This window comes from Leptospira inadai serovar Lyme str. 10, assembly GCF_000243675.2.
Lineage (GTDB): Bacteria > Spirochaetota > Leptospiria > Leptospirales > Leptospiraceae > Leptospira_B > Leptospira_B inadai.
This window is the reverse complement of the sequence record NZ_AHMM02000017.1, coordinates 795,323-810,442: the sequence shown is the minus strand read 5'-3', so window position 1 is coordinate 810,442 and position 15,120 is coordinate 795,323. Positions and strand designations below refer to the sequence as shown.

At 44.5% G+C, this 15,120-nt stretch carries 11 protein-coding genes; 2 read left to right on the top strand and 9 right to left on the bottom strand.

Going from position 1 to position 15,120, the window contains the following annotated elements:
* Positions 1 to 1,108: hybrid sensor histidine kinase/response regulator (locus LEP1GSC047_RS13050; protein ID WP_155825674.1), on the bottom strand; the 1,108-nt coding region annotated here is incomplete at its 3' end.
* Positions 1,109 to 1,625: 517 nt separating this feature from the next.
* Between LEP1GSC047_RS13050 and LEP1GSC047_RS13045 the strand changes: the two genes are divergently transcribed.
* Both LEP1GSC047_RS13045 and LEP1GSC047_RS13040 read left to right on the top strand, forming a co-directional pair.
* Entirely contained in the window at positions 1,626 to 2,183 is a 558-nt protein-coding gene (locus LEP1GSC047_RS13045) for a chemotaxis protein CheD (RefSeq protein ID WP_039934743.1), read from the top strand.
* A 64-nt stretch (positions 2,184 to 2,247) separates the two neighbouring features.
* A complete protein-coding gene (locus LEP1GSC047_RS13040) occupies positions 2,248 to 3,486 on the top strand; it encodes an ATP-binding protein (RefSeq protein WP_039934742.1) in 1,239 nt (412 codons plus the stop codon).
* 130 nt (positions 3,487 to 3,616) lie between these two features.
* On the opposite strand, the gene LEP1GSC047_RS13035 is transcribed toward LEP1GSC047_RS13040, so the two are convergent.
* From LEP1GSC047_RS13035 to LEP1GSC047_RS12995, 8 genes are all read right to left on the bottom strand, one after another.
* On the bottom strand, positions 3,617 to 6,763 hold the full coding sequence (locus LEP1GSC047_RS13035) for an efflux RND transporter permease subunit (protein WP_010414253.1): 3,147 nt from the start codon (positions 6,761 to 6,763) through the stop codon (positions 3,617 to 3,619).
* A 2-nt stretch (positions 6,764 to 6,765) separates the two neighbouring features.
* Positions 6,766 to 7,794 carry an efflux RND transporter periplasmic adaptor subunit gene (locus LEP1GSC047_RS13030; RefSeq protein ID WP_010414250.1) on the bottom strand — a complete coding sequence of 343 codons (1,029 nt, stop codon included), beginning with the start codon at positions 7,792 to 7,794 and terminating at the stop codon, positions 6,766 to 6,768.
* Complete coding sequence (locus tag LEP1GSC047_RS13025; protein WP_010414246.1) at positions 7,791 to 9,158, bottom strand: TolC family protein; 1,368 nt, start codon at positions 9,156 to 9,158, stop codon at positions 7,791 to 7,793. Before LEP1GSC047_RS13025 ends, LEP1GSC047_RS13030 begins: the two co-directional genes overlap by 4 nt.
* A gap of 65 nt (positions 9,159 to 9,223) precedes the next feature.
* Positions 9,224 to 9,595 carry a hypothetical protein gene (locus tag LEP1GSC047_RS13020; RefSeq protein ID WP_010414242.1) on the bottom strand — a complete coding sequence of 124 codons (372 nt, stop codon included), beginning with the start codon at positions 9,593 to 9,595 and terminating at the stop codon, positions 9,224 to 9,226.
* Positions 9,596 to 9,684: 89 nt separating this feature from the next.
* Positions 9,685 to 10,896, bottom strand: a complete 1,212-nt coding sequence (locus LEP1GSC047_RS13015; protein ID WP_010414240.1) for an acetyl-CoA C-acetyltransferase — start codon at positions 10,894 to 10,896, stop codon at positions 9,685 to 9,687.
* A gap of 130 nt (positions 10,897 to 11,026) precedes the next feature.
* Entirely contained in the window at positions 11,027 to 12,019 is a 993-nt protein-coding gene (locus LEP1GSC047_RS13010; protein WP_020988766.1) for a YheT family hydrolase, read from the bottom strand.
* Between the two features lie 42 nt (positions 12,020 to 12,061).
* Complete coding sequence (locus LEP1GSC047_RS13005) at positions 12,062 to 14,356, bottom strand: PAS domain-containing hybrid sensor histidine kinase/response regulator (RefSeq protein ID WP_010414234.1); 2,295 nt, start codon at positions 14,354 to 14,356, stop codon at positions 12,062 to 12,064.
* A 499-nt stretch (positions 14,357 to 14,855) separates the two neighbouring features.
* Positions 14,856 to 15,035 (bottom strand): hypothetical protein, encoded by a 180-nt coding sequence (locus tag LEP1GSC047_RS12995; RefSeq protein WP_020988638.1) that lies wholly within the window; start codon positions 15,033 to 15,035, stop codon positions 14,856 to 14,858.
* Positions 15,036 to 15,120 lie beyond the last annotated feature (85 nt).

Sequence of the window (15,120 nt, the reverse complement as noted above, 5' to 3'; positions counted from 1 at the left end):
TTTCCATTTCTATATTAATTAGAATATTATTATATTCTGAATTAATATAACTTTCTACGTTTCCTATCTTGATGGAGCCGCCGTGATTGGAGATTATCTTTTCCACCAGCGTTAAGCCGAGTCCGAAATCCAGGGTGGGGACGTCTTCGTGGACTATCTTACTCAATCTGACGAAGGGCTGGAATATGAACTCGGTGAATTCTCGAGGAATGCCGCTTCGCATTTCCGTTTCGGGTCGAGGGGAGTTCAACATCGAAATCCGTAATTTTTCCTTCGATAATTCGAATAATATGTATACGGAACTGTTGGGTTCCGAAAATTTCAGCGCATTCAGTAATAGCTCTTCGATCGCTTTTCGAAAACTTTGCGGGTGCAATTTTACGAATCGTCCGATTCCCTTAAACTTATCTTCGCAGAGTTTTATCCGTATCGATCGCTGATTTGCGAACGCTTGAACGGACTTTACCGAGTCTTGAAATAGGGAATGAACGAACGAGACACTGAAATTGGATTTTTCCTGCGGATTGTTGATTATGTATTCTATCTCTTCGAAAAAATCGATGATTTTCCTCGCGCTCTCCGCGTTGGAAAGGAGAATTTCCACCAATCCTGAGGGCACTTCATAATGAATGCCGTTATTTTTCGCCTTCCGTTTTAAGAGTGCGATCGCGGATAGCAGGGACCCGAAGCCGGAGCCTTGACTCAACGATGTCCGTATGCTACTGATTAGGTGCCCGTCTTGACGTGAAAAATCCCGGCGTACGATTTCCTTTCTGTAGCTATTCCAATCCAATTCCTCCTTTAATTTTATCCGCCGATTCCTTTCTATCGATTTTTCAATATTCTGTAATCGACTTTTCTCCAATGCGGCATGTAAGGAATCTAAAAGAACTTCGATCGAAGAATCTTCCTCCACGCAATCGAACGCTCCTCGCCGCATCGCTTCCACGACCTGCCTAAGATTCGGTTTTTTTAAATAAAAGATCAGTTCTGGCTTTTCTTCCTTAATCTGCAATTCGTGCAAAAAAGGATCGATGTCTTCCATCGGGTAGCTTGCATAGATCACATCGTAATTGGTTGTTTGCACTTTTTCTAATGCTTCTTGCATCGTCCGGCAGATTGTAGAATCTATTCGGTATGCGTGAGTTTCGCGTTGCAGTGTTTTTGCTTTCTCTGTATCCGGACAAAAGAACAAAATCTTACCTCTATGCTTGTGACTTTCCCGAGCGCGGGAAAATTGGTCGATAACGGATTCCTTCACGGGATCTCTCCTTTAGTACGCTTATTTGTATTGAGTTTAGAAGGATCGTCGTTTCGGTTACATTCGACGATGTGATCCTTAAAAATGCAATTCTCTAAAATTTGGAACGAGAAAAATTAGAGAATATTCCGTTCGGTAATACGGGAGAAATTTTTCGACTAATCGGGAGATTATGAAAATTGGATTGATGGATTATGATTAATATCGTTTTTGAATAATGAATTTTATTTATACTCTTTTGGTTTAAATGATGTCCCTAAATCTTTCGAGTTAGTTGAAACTATCTTTCAGCGTATCGTTGCTGTTGCGAGTTTTTGTTTTTGTAATTTTAATATCGGTGGTAGTAAGAAATATGTGGAACTCGATGACCGATCGGCCAATTCAAAGAATTTATGTGGGAGAATACTTTTTTTCCGAAGAACCGGTTGAATTGAAAACCCTTTTAGGTTCTTGTGTTTCCGTTTGTCTTTTCGATTCGGTAAGTCGTTTTGGAGGTATGAATCATATACTCTTACCCGGTAGTCCGTCGGATACTAACACGGATTTTTCGACAAGGTTCGGTGTCCATGCGATGGAGATATTGATTAACGAGTTCGTAAAAAGAGGGATACCTAGAAAAAATCTTAGCGCTAAAATAATAGGCGGCGGTCAGATAATGACTATGTCTCCTGAGCTTTCCATTGGAGCTAAGAATATTTACTTTGCTCGAAGTTTTTTAGAAGGGGAAGAAATTCCGATCATTGCCGAAGAAGTCGGCGGTCAATTCTATCGGAACTTGCGCTTTTTTTCCGATACTGCGGAAGTTTTTGTCCGTCGCGAAAGGACTGATTTTGAAAGAAAAACGATCGAACGTCAGGAACAAGAATATCTTAGGGAATTGGAAAGAAACATCACGGGACATTCTTCTGTCATCTTTTTTTAATTGATTGTTCGTATCATAGTATAACAACTTTATTTCCGTAATTCTTAATTAGGGAGAAGCATTCCTGAATCCTATTATTCAAACTCTGACATCCGGCGCGATTGTAACCGATTGGTCCGGGAAAATTTTGGAATTTAGCCCGACGTTTTTATCGATGTTAGGCAGGGACCCGAATGTCGATTTACCCGAGAGCTATTTTGATTGGATCCATTCGGTCGATAGGGAGCATGAGGAACAGTTCCTGAAAAAAGCGCAGGCCGGCGAAATCAAACACTACGAAATTCTAAAGCGTTTACGGAGAGAAGACGGCTCGTACGAGGTATTTCAAACGATTAGCTCTGTTTTAGATTCGGCGAATTCGAAAGGTGGAAAATTATTCACTCTTTTCCTGCCTATCGATGGGGCTCCTCAATCTGCGACTTGGAAAGAGTCGGGTGATCTCGTCAGAGGGGAGGAGCTGCTTGGCGCCGAAATGGAGTTTTACCGAAAAGCTTTGGAAATATTCGACTGGAAGCAATCATTAAAGGATCGTTATTCGTCCTCATCATGGATGGATTTAGCGATAAAGCAGATTAACATTACGCTTATGCAAGGAACGGGTATCGGAAGTCTGATGAGCGTTCTATCCATGATCATTACAAAAGCGAAGCATAATGAAGTCGAAGGAATCGTCGAAATTAGGGAAAATCTTTTCGATTTACTTAAAGATTCCGTGGATAGCACCGGAAAATTCACTCGATTCTTATCTTCGGCCCAGGCTCTCTTCGAGGAAAGTCTGAAAGTCGAGGAAACCGCAACGGTCGGAGATCTGATAGATTGCCTACGGGAATTAATCGACGAGATCGAACCATCCGTTCAGTTCCGGGGCCAGAAGTTTCTTATATCAGATAATTTGCATATTTTATCCAATAAACTCAGGCTAAAGAAGGTTTGGTTTCAGAAAATCATACGCGAGGTTCTGATTAACGCCCTTAAATATTCCCCCGAAAAATCGAATATAATGGTCTTGGTTTTGAAGATCGGCAATGAAATTCAATTGAAGGTAATTAACGATCCCCCCTTTCCCGGTTATCTTCAAGAATTTCATGAAGATCTCGTTTTCGAACCGTTCTATAGGGGAGTAAAGTTCATGGATGAGCGTTACGATCAGGAGGAATTCGGAATGGGATTGGGTTTGTCTGTCGTAAAAAAACTGGTCGAGCTTCACGGCGGAAGAGTTCACTTACAGACGATCAATTTGAATTTACACGAGAATAAAAAAGAAGGGATATGTCTGACGATTCGCCTGCCTGTAGTCAGTTAAGTTTTTATCCGTTTTAAGCGCCCATCGGCGCTTACGACCAATTCCGTTTCGGATAGGAACTCGGTTTATTCCGGAAATATAAAAGTTTGATAATGTTATAATATTTTATACTAATAATATGGATATATTTTTAATTTCGATAGCGTTTCCGGTTGATAAGATAGAAGAGAGAAGGAATAAAGACGAGCGAAAATAATTCCGCCGTTAAGCCTCCGACGACGACCGTTGCCAATGGCCTTTGCACATCCGATCCTATTCCCGATGCGGCTGCGGCCGGCAATAGTCCTAGTAAGGCCAAAAGAATCGTCATTACTCTAGGCGTAAATTGTAGGTCGGCTGCGGCCAACACGGACGATCTGAGAGTCTCCGTTTGATTTTCCTTTTGTAGGCGAATCATGCGGGATACGAATAGAACGCAGGTCATGGCGGCAATACCGAAAAGTGAAACGAAACCGACTCCTGCCGAGACGGAGAAATTAATTCCCCGTACTAACAACGCCAGGATTCCGCCTGCGATAGAAATGGGTACGCCGGACATTGCCAATAGAGCATAACGTGCATTCCGGAATATTACGAGTAATATGCAGAAGATTCCTAAAAGTGTGGCCGGGATTATGATTCTTAACCTGGCGGCCGCTCTGGTTAGGTTTTCGAATTGCCCTCCCCATCGGATACCGATTCCATCCGGGAGTGAAATTAATTTCTCCACCTTGCTTTTGGCTTCCTCCACGAATCTTCCTTGGTCTCTCCCGCGGATATTCGTTCGAACGGAAATCTGCCGCTTCCCGTCCTGCCTTTGTATGATAGTCGGCCCGTCTTTCAGCTCTATGGAAGCCAGTTCGCTTAACGGTATTCTTCCTCCCGAAGGAGACGTTACTAAAAGATTTTTGACCGATTCCAACGAGGAGCGATAGTCCGTGGAATACCTGACCATGATGTCGAATCGTTTCGAGCCTTCGTATAACGTTCCGACTTCGGTTCCTCCGATCGCGGCTTCCAACGTATCGAGTATGTTTGATGCGTTGATTCCGAAACGAGCCGATTTTTTTCTGTCGATGGTAACGGTCAATTGCGCCTGGTCGGACTCCTGTTCGAGTCCGGATTCGGTCGCTCCGGGAATCTCTCGAACGATATCCAATATTTTTTTGGCATGAATTCTGAGTAGGCCCAGGTCTTCTCCGCTTAGAAGTATCGCTAAATCGGATACGCTACCCGTCACCGCTTCGGTTACGTTATCCAGGATCGGTTGAGAAAATACGAATTGAACCCCGGGTAAGTCTTCTTGCAATCCGACTTTCAATTTTTGAAGGAGTTCCTTCTTCGTTATCTTTTCCCGCCACAGATCGTAATTTTTTAAACCGACTAGAATTTCCAGGCGATTCGGTCCGTAGGGATCGGTTCCTTCGTCGTTTCGTCCGAGCTGACTTAAGACGGAACCGACTTGTTCCTGTTTCAGAATCGATTCCCGAATAACGGGAAGATATTGCTCCGAAGTTTTCAGATTTATTCCTACCGGAAAGAAGCAGCGGATATTGATCGATCCCTCGTCAAGATCGGGCAGAAATTCCGTTCCTAATTTATAATATCCGAATGCACTTATGATTACGACCGCAAACAGGGAATAAATTACCGTTTTTTCGGTGGAGTTTAATAGTCGCGAGAGCAAGCGACGATAAAAGGATTTTATCCAATCCAACGTCGGATTTCTCCATTCCATCTCGCTCGGATCCGCCGACTCCATTTTAGCTTTGTACGACAGGCACATCAGTACCGGAATTAACGTAAGAGTAAACAATAAACTTCCGACGATCGCAAACGACAAGGTAAAAGCCATCGGTGTAAATAGTTTCCCTTCCACTCTTTGAAAAGTGAAAATAGGAAGATAGGCGAAGATGATGATTGCGATGGAAAAGAAAATTTCCCTTCCTACTTCGACCGTGGATGCACGCGTAATACTTAATAACTCCGTAAATTGGAGTCCGGTTTTGGACGCTCGTTTAGCAAGCGAATACCTCCTATATATATTCTCCACCATCACGACCGCGCCGTCGACGATGATGCCGAAGTCGATCGCGCCTAGGGAAAGTAGATTAGCGGGGATTCCGGTTAACTTCATCATGATAAAAGCGAAGAGTAACGAGATCGGTATCATGCTTGCGACCACGAGAGCCGACCGTACGTTTCCGAGGAAGAATACCAATACGAGGACTACGATGCTTACTCCCTCGAATAACGTACTTCGAACGGTTTGAACCGTATAATTCACCAATTCGGTCCTATCATAAGTGGGGATCAATCTCACACCTTGAGGAAGTAGATTGGAATTGATGTATCGGACTTTTTCGTAAACCCTTTCGATCACCTCGGACGGATTCTCTCCCCGACGCATCGCAATAATTCCTTGGATTCCGGAGTCTCTTGTCTTTATCTCTCCGGTTACTGGGTCACGAAGAGTATAATTGAAAATTCCATCCGGTCGTCTGGGATATTCCTCGACGGAAGCCAAGTTTTCGACGTAGATAGGAGTTCCCGATACGGCAGTTACGACTATATTTTGAATATCTTCTTTTGTTTGTATCGCGCCCAGACCTCGGACAACAAAGCCTTGATCTCCTCTAGTCAGTACGTTTCCTCCCGTATTCCTATTATTGGAACGGATCGCATCCAGCAAATCCGATAGACTCAAATCATAACGCAATAATCGATTCGGAGAAGTGATGATATGATATTGTTTTTCCAAACCTCCGAAGTTCAGAATGTCCGCCACTCCGGGAGTTTGGCGCAAGGAAGGTACCACCACCCAGTCCTGTAGAGTTCTCAAATCCATCGGTGTCCAATTTTCCGACGCCTCGATCGTATATCGATAGATCTCGCCGACCGGACCGGTGAGAGGGGCAAGGGAAACGTTCGCTTCCGTAGGAAGTTCGATTGCCTGCAATCTTTCCAATAAGAGTTGTCTTGCGACAAAATCGCTGACTCCTTCTTCGAATACGTATTGAAGAACGCAAAGTCCGAAAATCGTTTTGGATCTACGCGTTAAAACGTAGGGAACCGAATTCAATCCTCGTTCTAAGGGCAGCGTGATTCTTCGTTCGACTTCCAAAGCCGCTTTTCCCGGAAGAAGGGCAATTACGGTAACCTGAGTATCTCCGACATCGGGGTACGCTTCTTTTTTAAGGCTAACCCAGGACCAAATTCCGAAGCCTATGATTGCGACGGCCAGCGCGAGAGTGGGGATCCTATTTTTTAAGGATTCTTCGATGAGTCGTTCGATCATATTTAAAACCCGAAGCTTAATCCTTTCAGTAAAATCACGCCTTCGATCAAAATCGTTTCACCGACCGAAAGACCGTCGGTTACGATCGTACTAGCTTCTCCGGAGGTCCCCAGTATGATTTGGCGTCGGCGGAAGGATCCCGTTCCTTCCTTTACGAAAACGTAATTTTTTTCGTCGACCGTAAGAATCGACCGATTCGGAAGTAAAATGACCGAAGTGTGTGGATCTCCGAAATCGACTTTCGCATACATTCCCGGGAGGATCTTTTCTTTGGGATTCTTAATCGTTACCCTTACTTTTACGGTTCTTAAAACGGGATCTATCGCGTCGCCTATCGCCTCCGCATGTCCGACGAAAGTTTTACCCGGAAAGGAGGATAACTGAATTCGAACCTCTTCGCCTTTTTGTACCTCGCTTAACTGGGATTCCGGTACGTCGCATATCAACCAAAGAGCGGGGCCCTTTACGTTATCCAGCTCTTTCGGATTTAGGCCGATCGTTCTCAGCTTGGATTCTGATTCATCCGCTTCCGCCTTTGTGACGGCAAAGTTGGATTCGGCTTCGGTCACGTCCCGACCGGTAGCGGCCTGATTGGCGTACATATCCCGCACTCTCATCAGATCTTTGAGTCCTTTGATTGCGGTGGCCCTGTTTCTTTTGTATTCCGAGAAGAGCTGAGTGGTTTCGGGGGAATCGAAAAGAATGATCTTTTCTCCCGAGTTGACGGACGTTTTGATGCTGGCGACGACTCTTGCAGGAGCGATAACCGAAAAAGACGCATTCCCGACTCCGACGGTGATATACGAAAATCTAGTCAAACCAGGATAATCGGGAGGAAAAGAAATCAGCCTGCCTTGCTCCGAAATTTTGGGAATTCGATTTTGCTCCTTTCGCCAAAATTCATTTCCTTTATTGTCGCTAAATGCATGAAAGGCGACGAACGTTCCCGCGAAGACGGGCAATGACAGAAGAAGAATTCCTTTTTTACGTTTTAAGAATTGCGAATATATCTCGGATAGATAGATCTTCATTTGCCTAATTCCGCCACCGTTTTTCCGATCGAAAAATTCAACGATTCGGCCGCTTCGATCCGATCCGATTGAAGCCGAATCATATTAAGAGTGCTTTCGCTGTAAGATTCGAAAAAATCCGCAAATTCTAATATGGTGATGTATTTTTTTCCGTAATTTTCTATCATTAATCCTGCGAGGCCTTTATAATCCTTCGTAAAGGAATTCCCGTAATTCCTTAGTAACCGTTCCTTGTCCCTCGCTATTTCCAAGGCGGCCCGGACTTCCGCCTTCACTTTTAAAAGCTGTTCTTCGTAGGCGACTTTCTTGGAATTCAATATCATCTCTGCAGCCTTGATGTTTCCTTGGTTTCGATCGAAAAGAGGAATGGAAGTGGATACCGTAAACCCGTAATAGTTATTGATATAATTTCCGGCTCGGTCATAGCTTCCACCCAGAGCGACGTCCGGAATCACCATCGCCTTTTGCAAAGAAAGATTGGTTTGTTCGGCTTTTACCGATAGTTCGAGGCTTTTAAGATCGGGCCTATGTTCGATTGCGGATTTTATTATCTCTTTCGTATCCAGGGAAAGGATCGAATATTCCGAGTTCGCATGTTCCGTAAATTCCGGAAATATCTCGTACTCGATGGTAGCCTGTTCGTTTAACAAGACCTTTAAGGCGGCCTCCTTTTCGTAAATTATCTGGATTATTTTCGATCTATCGTTCTCCAAACGAAAGAGTAGGGATTTTAACCTTAATAATTCCGAGAGAAGAATATTCCGATTTCGATATACGTTTTCCGCTCCCGAGATCGTTTTTTTGATGGCCGGTATGCTTTCCTTGTAGAATTCCATGGATTGTCTGGCGAAATGCAATTGAAAGAACGTAGTCCTAAGTTCTAATTTAAGAGAACGTAAAGTATCGTAGAATATCTGCTCCGAGATTTCCTTATTCCACTTTGCCAAGCGTACTCGTTTGTCTCTCTTTCCTGCCATCAGGAATAATTGTTGGATTTGAATCGCGGTTTCTCCGTTCTTGGTAGTATCGAAATAGATTCCGGTCTGCCGATTATAGATGTTCTGATCGATCGCGATGCTCGGGTTATCCCATAGTTGGGCTTGCAGAATTTCGGCCTTTTTCGCTTCGATTTCGAATTTGGAGGAAATAAGAGAGAGATTATTTTTAAGGAATAATTCCTCCGCTTCTCTGAGACTTAATTTTCTTTTTAGAGGTAGGTGCATGTCTTCCCGGGAATTTTGTTCGAGAAGATCCGATGAGTCGAGTTTAGGGACGGATGAAATCACATCCCTCGGCCCTATAATCGCTAAAAAAAGATAGGCGGTGATAGTGGGCGCAGTAATCGCGCATTTGTATAAGTGCATTAAAGAAAGCTCCTAGACGACTCCGTTCGAAATTTGCGACGAAGCCCGACAATATGATCGAAATGTCAGGTTTTGCTAGGCGGTGGAATGTTTAAGAGGAGATCGGAAAGTAGATAATAAGAGCTATCGACGGTCGATTCGAATTCGATTCTAGACGGAACTCTGAAGGACTGAAACTCGGAATTCGTGTTTTCGGAATCGTATTCGGAGGAATCGGGCATCCAGACCGAATTGATGCCGTCGTCCTCTTCCTCATCCTGAAATAGGCGAAACGCTTTTTTAAATGGGGAAAATTTGGAATAAGCGGATTTGTATTGGCCGTCCGGATGGGAAGAAACGGAAATTTGAGCCTGGGAAAAGTAAAAGAAGGAAAAATTGAACAGAAAGATCGGCAGGAATCCGTAGAAAAGAGGTCGAATTCGGCGAAACACGTTCATTCTGAATTATAATATTTGGTGGGCCGAGGAAGGAAAGAAGAAAATTGCGCCGAACTCGAAGGAATTTAGGCGCAATTTTCCTTATGAACTCAGATTCTCTCGATGATCGTAGCGATTCCCATTCCTCCGCCGATGCAAAGAGTAATGAGCGCATAACGCTGTTTACGTCTTTCTAATTCATCCAATGCGGTTCCTAATAAAATCGCGCCGGTCGCGCCGAGAGGATGGCCTAGAGAAATGGATCCGCCGTTAACGTTAATTTTTTCGAGCGGGATGCCTAAAGTCCGTTGGGTATAAAGAACGACGGACGCAAACGCCTCGTTAATTTCCCAAATATCGATGTCTTCCACTCTTAGACCGGCTAGATGAAGTGCCTTTCTCGAGGCGGATACGGGGCCGGTCAGCATGATGGTCGGGTCTTCCCCTGTCGAAGCCATTGCGACGATTTTGGCTCTAGGTTTAAGGCCGTATTTTTTAATTCCGTCATCGTTGGCTATGAGAACCGATGCGGCTCCGTCGACGATTCCGGAAGAATTTCCCAAGGTATGAATATGGTTGATCTTTTGAACTTCGGGATAAGAACGTAATGCGATTGCGTCCAGTTCCTTTTCTCCGATCGTTTTAAATACCGCACCCAAGCCGGAAAGGAATGCGTAATCGGACTCGATGCGAGGATTCTCGTCGGTATCGACGACGGTCCCGTCTTCCAACTTAACGGGAATTATGGATTTCTTAAATACGCCGTCCTTGATGGCCTTGTCCGCTTTCAATTGGGAGGATTCCGCGAATCGATCGGCATCCTCTCTGGAAATATTATATTTAGTGGCGATTAAATCCGCGGAAATTCCCTGAGGAACTAAATTATAATGTTTTGCTATATTAGCATTTCCTACATTAAAATCCCTTTCTCCCATATCCGCGCCCATTTTGACCCGGCTCATGGACTCGATTCCTCCTCCTAAAGCCACGTCCATGCTTCCCGCTTGCACGTGATTGGCCACGTTATTGACCGCCTGGAGTCCCGATCCGCAAAAACGGTTTACCGTATATCCCGGAACCGAATTCGGCCATTGTGCGGCCATGACCGCATAACGTGCGATGCAGGCTGCCTGGTCTTCCACTTGTGAGACGCAACCTAAGACTACCTCTTCCACGATTTCAGGTTTTAATCCGTTTCTTTCTTTGATTGCGTTTAGGGTCGAGGCGGACAGTTCTTGAGGGTGAATGGATGCCAGGGTTCCTCTTTTTTTTCCCTTACCGCGGGGGGTGCGTACGGCATCGATTACATATGCATTGGACATGATATATCTCCTATAACGAAAGGCGTTCGTCTTATTTTGAACCGTTGTTCAAGAACGAGATGCATTCCGGTTCCAATTTATCGCAAAGGGCGGAAAAGCAAGTTCTTTTACGATCATTCTAATTTGGACTCTAAACCTGTTTTAAAGTTGTTTTTTGATGGAAGATGGTTTCTAAAACTTTGAAATACCAACAGTCACCTTTTAGATTTTCGTAAAAGCCGTTATGTCCTCCATATTTCTGGATAAGGATCTTGAGTCTAGAGTTGGAAGGGAGTTCGCGAAATTCGTTCGGACGTATAATCGGGTCGTCTTCCGATGTAACAATAGTTACAGCTACTTTGAGTCCCTTAAAATCCTTGGAGCCCAAGGTGTATGATAGAAAATAATCGTCGGTAGTCTTGAATTGATGGGTGCTTGATATGATTCTATCGGTCATTTCCATCACCGATTTTCCCTGCATGATTTCCGGATACGGATGCAGCTCGGGAAAGTGAACGTTCTTTTTGGCCAACGAGGCTCTCCACTTGTCCCTGAAATATTTTCCGATGATCAATTTCGAATCCATCATTTCCGTAGCGCTTTTGGGATGTAGAGCGGGACTGACTGCGATGCAATGCTTTAAATTCGGTACCGGATGTTTTCCTTTCGAATGCTCTCTAGCGATTCTAAGCGTGAAATTTCCGCCGAGAGAAAATCCTGCGATGTAGACCGGAATTTTTTTCCCGTATTCTCTGGCGGCTTTCCGGACGGCCTCGTATGTTTCTCGAATCAAACTTCCATTGAACGGTTCCGGATTCAGATGATGGGTTTCGCCGTGATCGCGTAGGTTCAATCGAAAAATTGAGATCCCCCTCTCGAAGAATTTTCTTCCGGTTCTTTGGATGTAATTGGAATCGATGCTTCCTTCCCAACCGTGGATCAAAATCAAGAGCGCCTTATTTTCGGGAGCTTTCGAATAATGGCCGATTAATTTGACTCCTTTTCCGGCGTCCAACACTACCGGTCTAGCCCCGCGATCCATCGGGTGATTCGGCTTTTTTTGTTTGAGTAAGGAAGCGAGAACCGTTTGTATGAAAGGATGTCTAAGGTGAATCGGTGGATTGAATGGACGAAGATGTTCCATATTCGCAGGATAACCGTTTTGACTCTTGCAAGCAAGCAATCCTTAAAGAAACTTTTCTAAAATTGAATAGAGCTGTTCGGGATTATAAGGCTTACCTAAAAATCCCGTAATCCTGTGTTCGACGCATTCCATATATGTTTCCGAAAAGGAACTTGCCGTCACTGCTATGATATCCACGCTCCGACCGAACTCTCCCGCGGCGCGGATCGCGTCTGCGGTTTGGTACCCATCCATTCCCGGCATTTGCAAATCCAAAAAAATTATGTTAAACGACTTCGGATCGGCTTTGAATCGGGTTACTGCATCCTCTCCGCCGTAGCTCAATACCGTTTTTGCTCCGGTCTTTTCCACGAGCTTGGAAAGAATCTTGCAATTGATTTCGTTATCGTCGACGACCAACGCTTTTAGGAAAGGAAGCTTCGGAATTTCTTTCGTGAAAGCTTTCGTTTCGACGATTGCCGGTCGATCGGATATTCGTAGGGGAAGTTTTAGCGTAAATGTGGAACCTTGATTTTGTTCCGAATCCAAATTAATTACGCCTCCCATTTTCTCCGCGAGTTTCTTACATATATAAAGCCCTAAGCCTACTCCTTTATATTTGCGGGTATATGCTAGGTCCTCCTGATGGAATGCTTCGAAGATTCGTTCGTACGCATCCTTTGAAATTCCTATTCCGGTATCTATGACTTTGAAGACGATGGATGTTTCTTCCAATGCCAGTCGCAAATCGACGGATCCGACTTCGGTGAACTTGATCGAATTCGTGATGAAATTTAGGAGGATCTGTTCGATGCGAAATCGATCCCCTAGGATGGAAGTCGGAACATTCGCTTCGGTTTTAAGATTGAATTCCAATCCTTTTGCCGCGGTTTTCGGCAGGATTAAGCCGCTTAAATGAGTTAACATGGCCGACAGATCCACGGTCTCTTCCCGAATCTTAATTTTAGGATTGTCCAACGTTATTACTTCGAGGAGATCGTCTATCAACTGCGTGAGTATATCCGTAGAGGAAACTAGATCTTTCAGAAATTCCCGTTGTGAACGATCGAGGGAAGTTTGCTCGAGTAAATTCGCCATTCCGGCAATACCATGCAGAGGAGTTCTCATTTCGTGGGAGATCATTCCTAAAAATTCCGATTTGGCCCTGTCTGCGGCTTCCGCTTTTTCTTTGGCGAGAGCCAAGGCATTTTCCGTTTCTTTAATACTGGTGATATCCGTATGGGTTCCGACCATCCGGATCGGTTCTCCGTTTTCCGATCTTAGTACGATGGCCCTAGACTGGATGTACAGATAGTTCCCGTCTTTTTTTCTGAAGCGTAGGATTTCGTTGAATCTTACGATTTTTTCCAGATTTTCTTTGGAGATCGAGGATGCGATTATATGCGAATCTTCCGGATGGACTAGCCTAAGCAAGCTGCGCAAATCGTTGATTATTTCATGATCCTCGTAGCCGAGCATATTCTTCCATCGACGAGAGAGGAATAGTTTCCGACTCTTGACATCGTAATTCCAATATCCGTCGTTGGAAGCCTGGTAGGTTTGTTCTAGCTCTTCTTTCTGACTTCTGATTTCCTGTTCGACTTTCCGCAATTCCGTTATATTTCGGTTAGCGATCAGTATCCCTTCCGGTAGGCTGGTTACATGCTGAAAGTAAGTTCCGGAAAGCGAATCGTCGTTTTGGACGGTATATTCCTTTTGGAAGGGCCTGCCGTTGATAAAAACGTTTTTATAATCATTCAGAAATTCCGATTTCGGATCGATATGAAACAATTCGCAGAGTCCCTTCCCGATAATGGTTTCCTTACTTTGCGCTAATTCGAGCTCTCCCGCAGGATTTACTTCGGTTAAGGTAAAATCGATAATGTCTTTTTTTGAGTTATAAAAGGGCTCGAAATAATAGATGGATTCGGTACTAATTAAGGCTGCCTGGCGATAGATATCCTTCTGTTTTATTTCGGACGACATATCCTGAGTGATGGAGACGACCCAATCATCCAAGGGAGAGAAGAGAGTGCAGTCGTAAGGCTTCCCGGAAGCACTGGACGGCAGCGTGCCTTTCCATTCCGAACCTTTTGCGGCGAGAGAGGAAATAAAATTCAGTAGATCCGGTTTTCGTTCCAGCACCCCGGGATGTATTTCACGAAAGGTCCTTCCTATCACTTGGTGCAGGGACAAATTTAAGCTTTCCGCGGCGCCTTCATTGCAGTAGGCGAATTTCCAATCAAAAACCTGATCGTCCCCGTCCCGGAGAATTTTCAGCAAAAATAATCGGACCGATTTTGCCTTTCCGAGCACTGAGAGGAAGGAATCAATTTCGTTAGGAATTTCGATAACCATCTGAATCCGGTGTCGCCGCCTGGAGGGATCCCCACCATTTATTGGTCGAATTTTAGCTAGATTCTCTACCATTTTAACGGAAGTTTCGACGGTTAGGCGGCAAAAAATTTACCGGAATCTCCGCAAACACCTGGCCGATTCTGAATTCGAATTTGCGATCTTGCATAAAAACGAGGAATTTCCAAACTCTCCCTTTCGATTCCCGCCTGGTTCGATTTTGACTTCGGAGTGGGATGGACTTTGTCCCAAGAACGCCTCCGAGCGCCGAGAGGAAGGAATCAATTTCGCTAGGAATTTCGATAACCATTTGAATTCGGTCACCGACTGGACTGTTCTCTATCATTTATTGGTCGACTTTACCTAAGATTCTCCGCCATTTTTCCGGTGCGCAGTTCATTTTAAGCAAACAAGCGCGAGATTCGATTTTCGAATAAAGTCCTGCGCCAACGGGAACCGGGTTCGGGTTGGCGCGAATTTACACGGGAAAAGACGAATCGCCTTACGTTTGCGATTGGCGTATTCCCTCGGCTTCCGATACCGCCTCGAATTCTCGTCCTTCCTGGGTTGATTGAGGCGTTTCGGAACCTAGAGGGTTGCCGGTCTCAATCGGTTCAGGGGAGGATTTTCGACACAGCTCGAGAAAGGTTTGGTTGGGAAGTTTTAGGCCACGGATGCTCATTCATTTTTTATTCCGATAATGAGACTTAAAATCAAATAAAATATTCGCCAAAAAAATTGATTTTTTGTAGACATGGAAACAAAAA

Coding starts and splice junctions, on each gene's coding strand:
- LEP1GSC047_RS13045 (WP_039934743.1), top strand. CDS start 1,626: ATGACCGATCGGCCAATTCAAAGAATTTATGTGGGAGAATACTTTTTT.
- LEP1GSC047_RS13035 (WP_010414253.1), bottom strand. CDS start 6,763: ATGATCGAACGACTCATCGAAGAATCCTTAAAAAATAGGATCCCCACT.
- LEP1GSC047_RS13030 (WP_010414250.1), bottom strand. CDS start 7,794: ATGAAGATCTATCTATCCGAGATATATTCGCAATTCTTAAAACGTAAA.
- LEP1GSC047_RS13025 (WP_010414246.1), bottom strand. CDS start 9,158: ATGCACTTATACAAATGCGCGATTACTGCGCCCACTATCACCGCCTAT.
- LEP1GSC047_RS13020 (WP_010414242.1), bottom strand. CDS start 9,595: ATGAACGTGTTTCGCCGAATTCGACCTCTTTTCTACGGATTCCTGCCG.
- LEP1GSC047_RS13015 (WP_010414240.1), bottom strand. CDS start 10,896: ATGTCCAATGCATATGTAATCGATGCCGTACGCACCCCCCGCGGTAAG.
- LEP1GSC047_RS13010 (WP_020988766.1), bottom strand. CDS start 12,019: ATGGAACATCTTCGTCCATTCAATCCACCGATTCACCTTAGACATCCT.
- LEP1GSC047_RS13005 (WP_010414234.1), bottom strand. CDS start 14,356: ATGGTTATCGAAATTCCTAACGAAATTGATTCCTTCCTCTCAGTGCTC.
- LEP1GSC047_RS12995 (WP_020988638.1), bottom strand. CDS start 15,035: ATGAGCATCCGTGGCCTAAAACTTCCCAACCAAACCTTTCTCGAGCTG.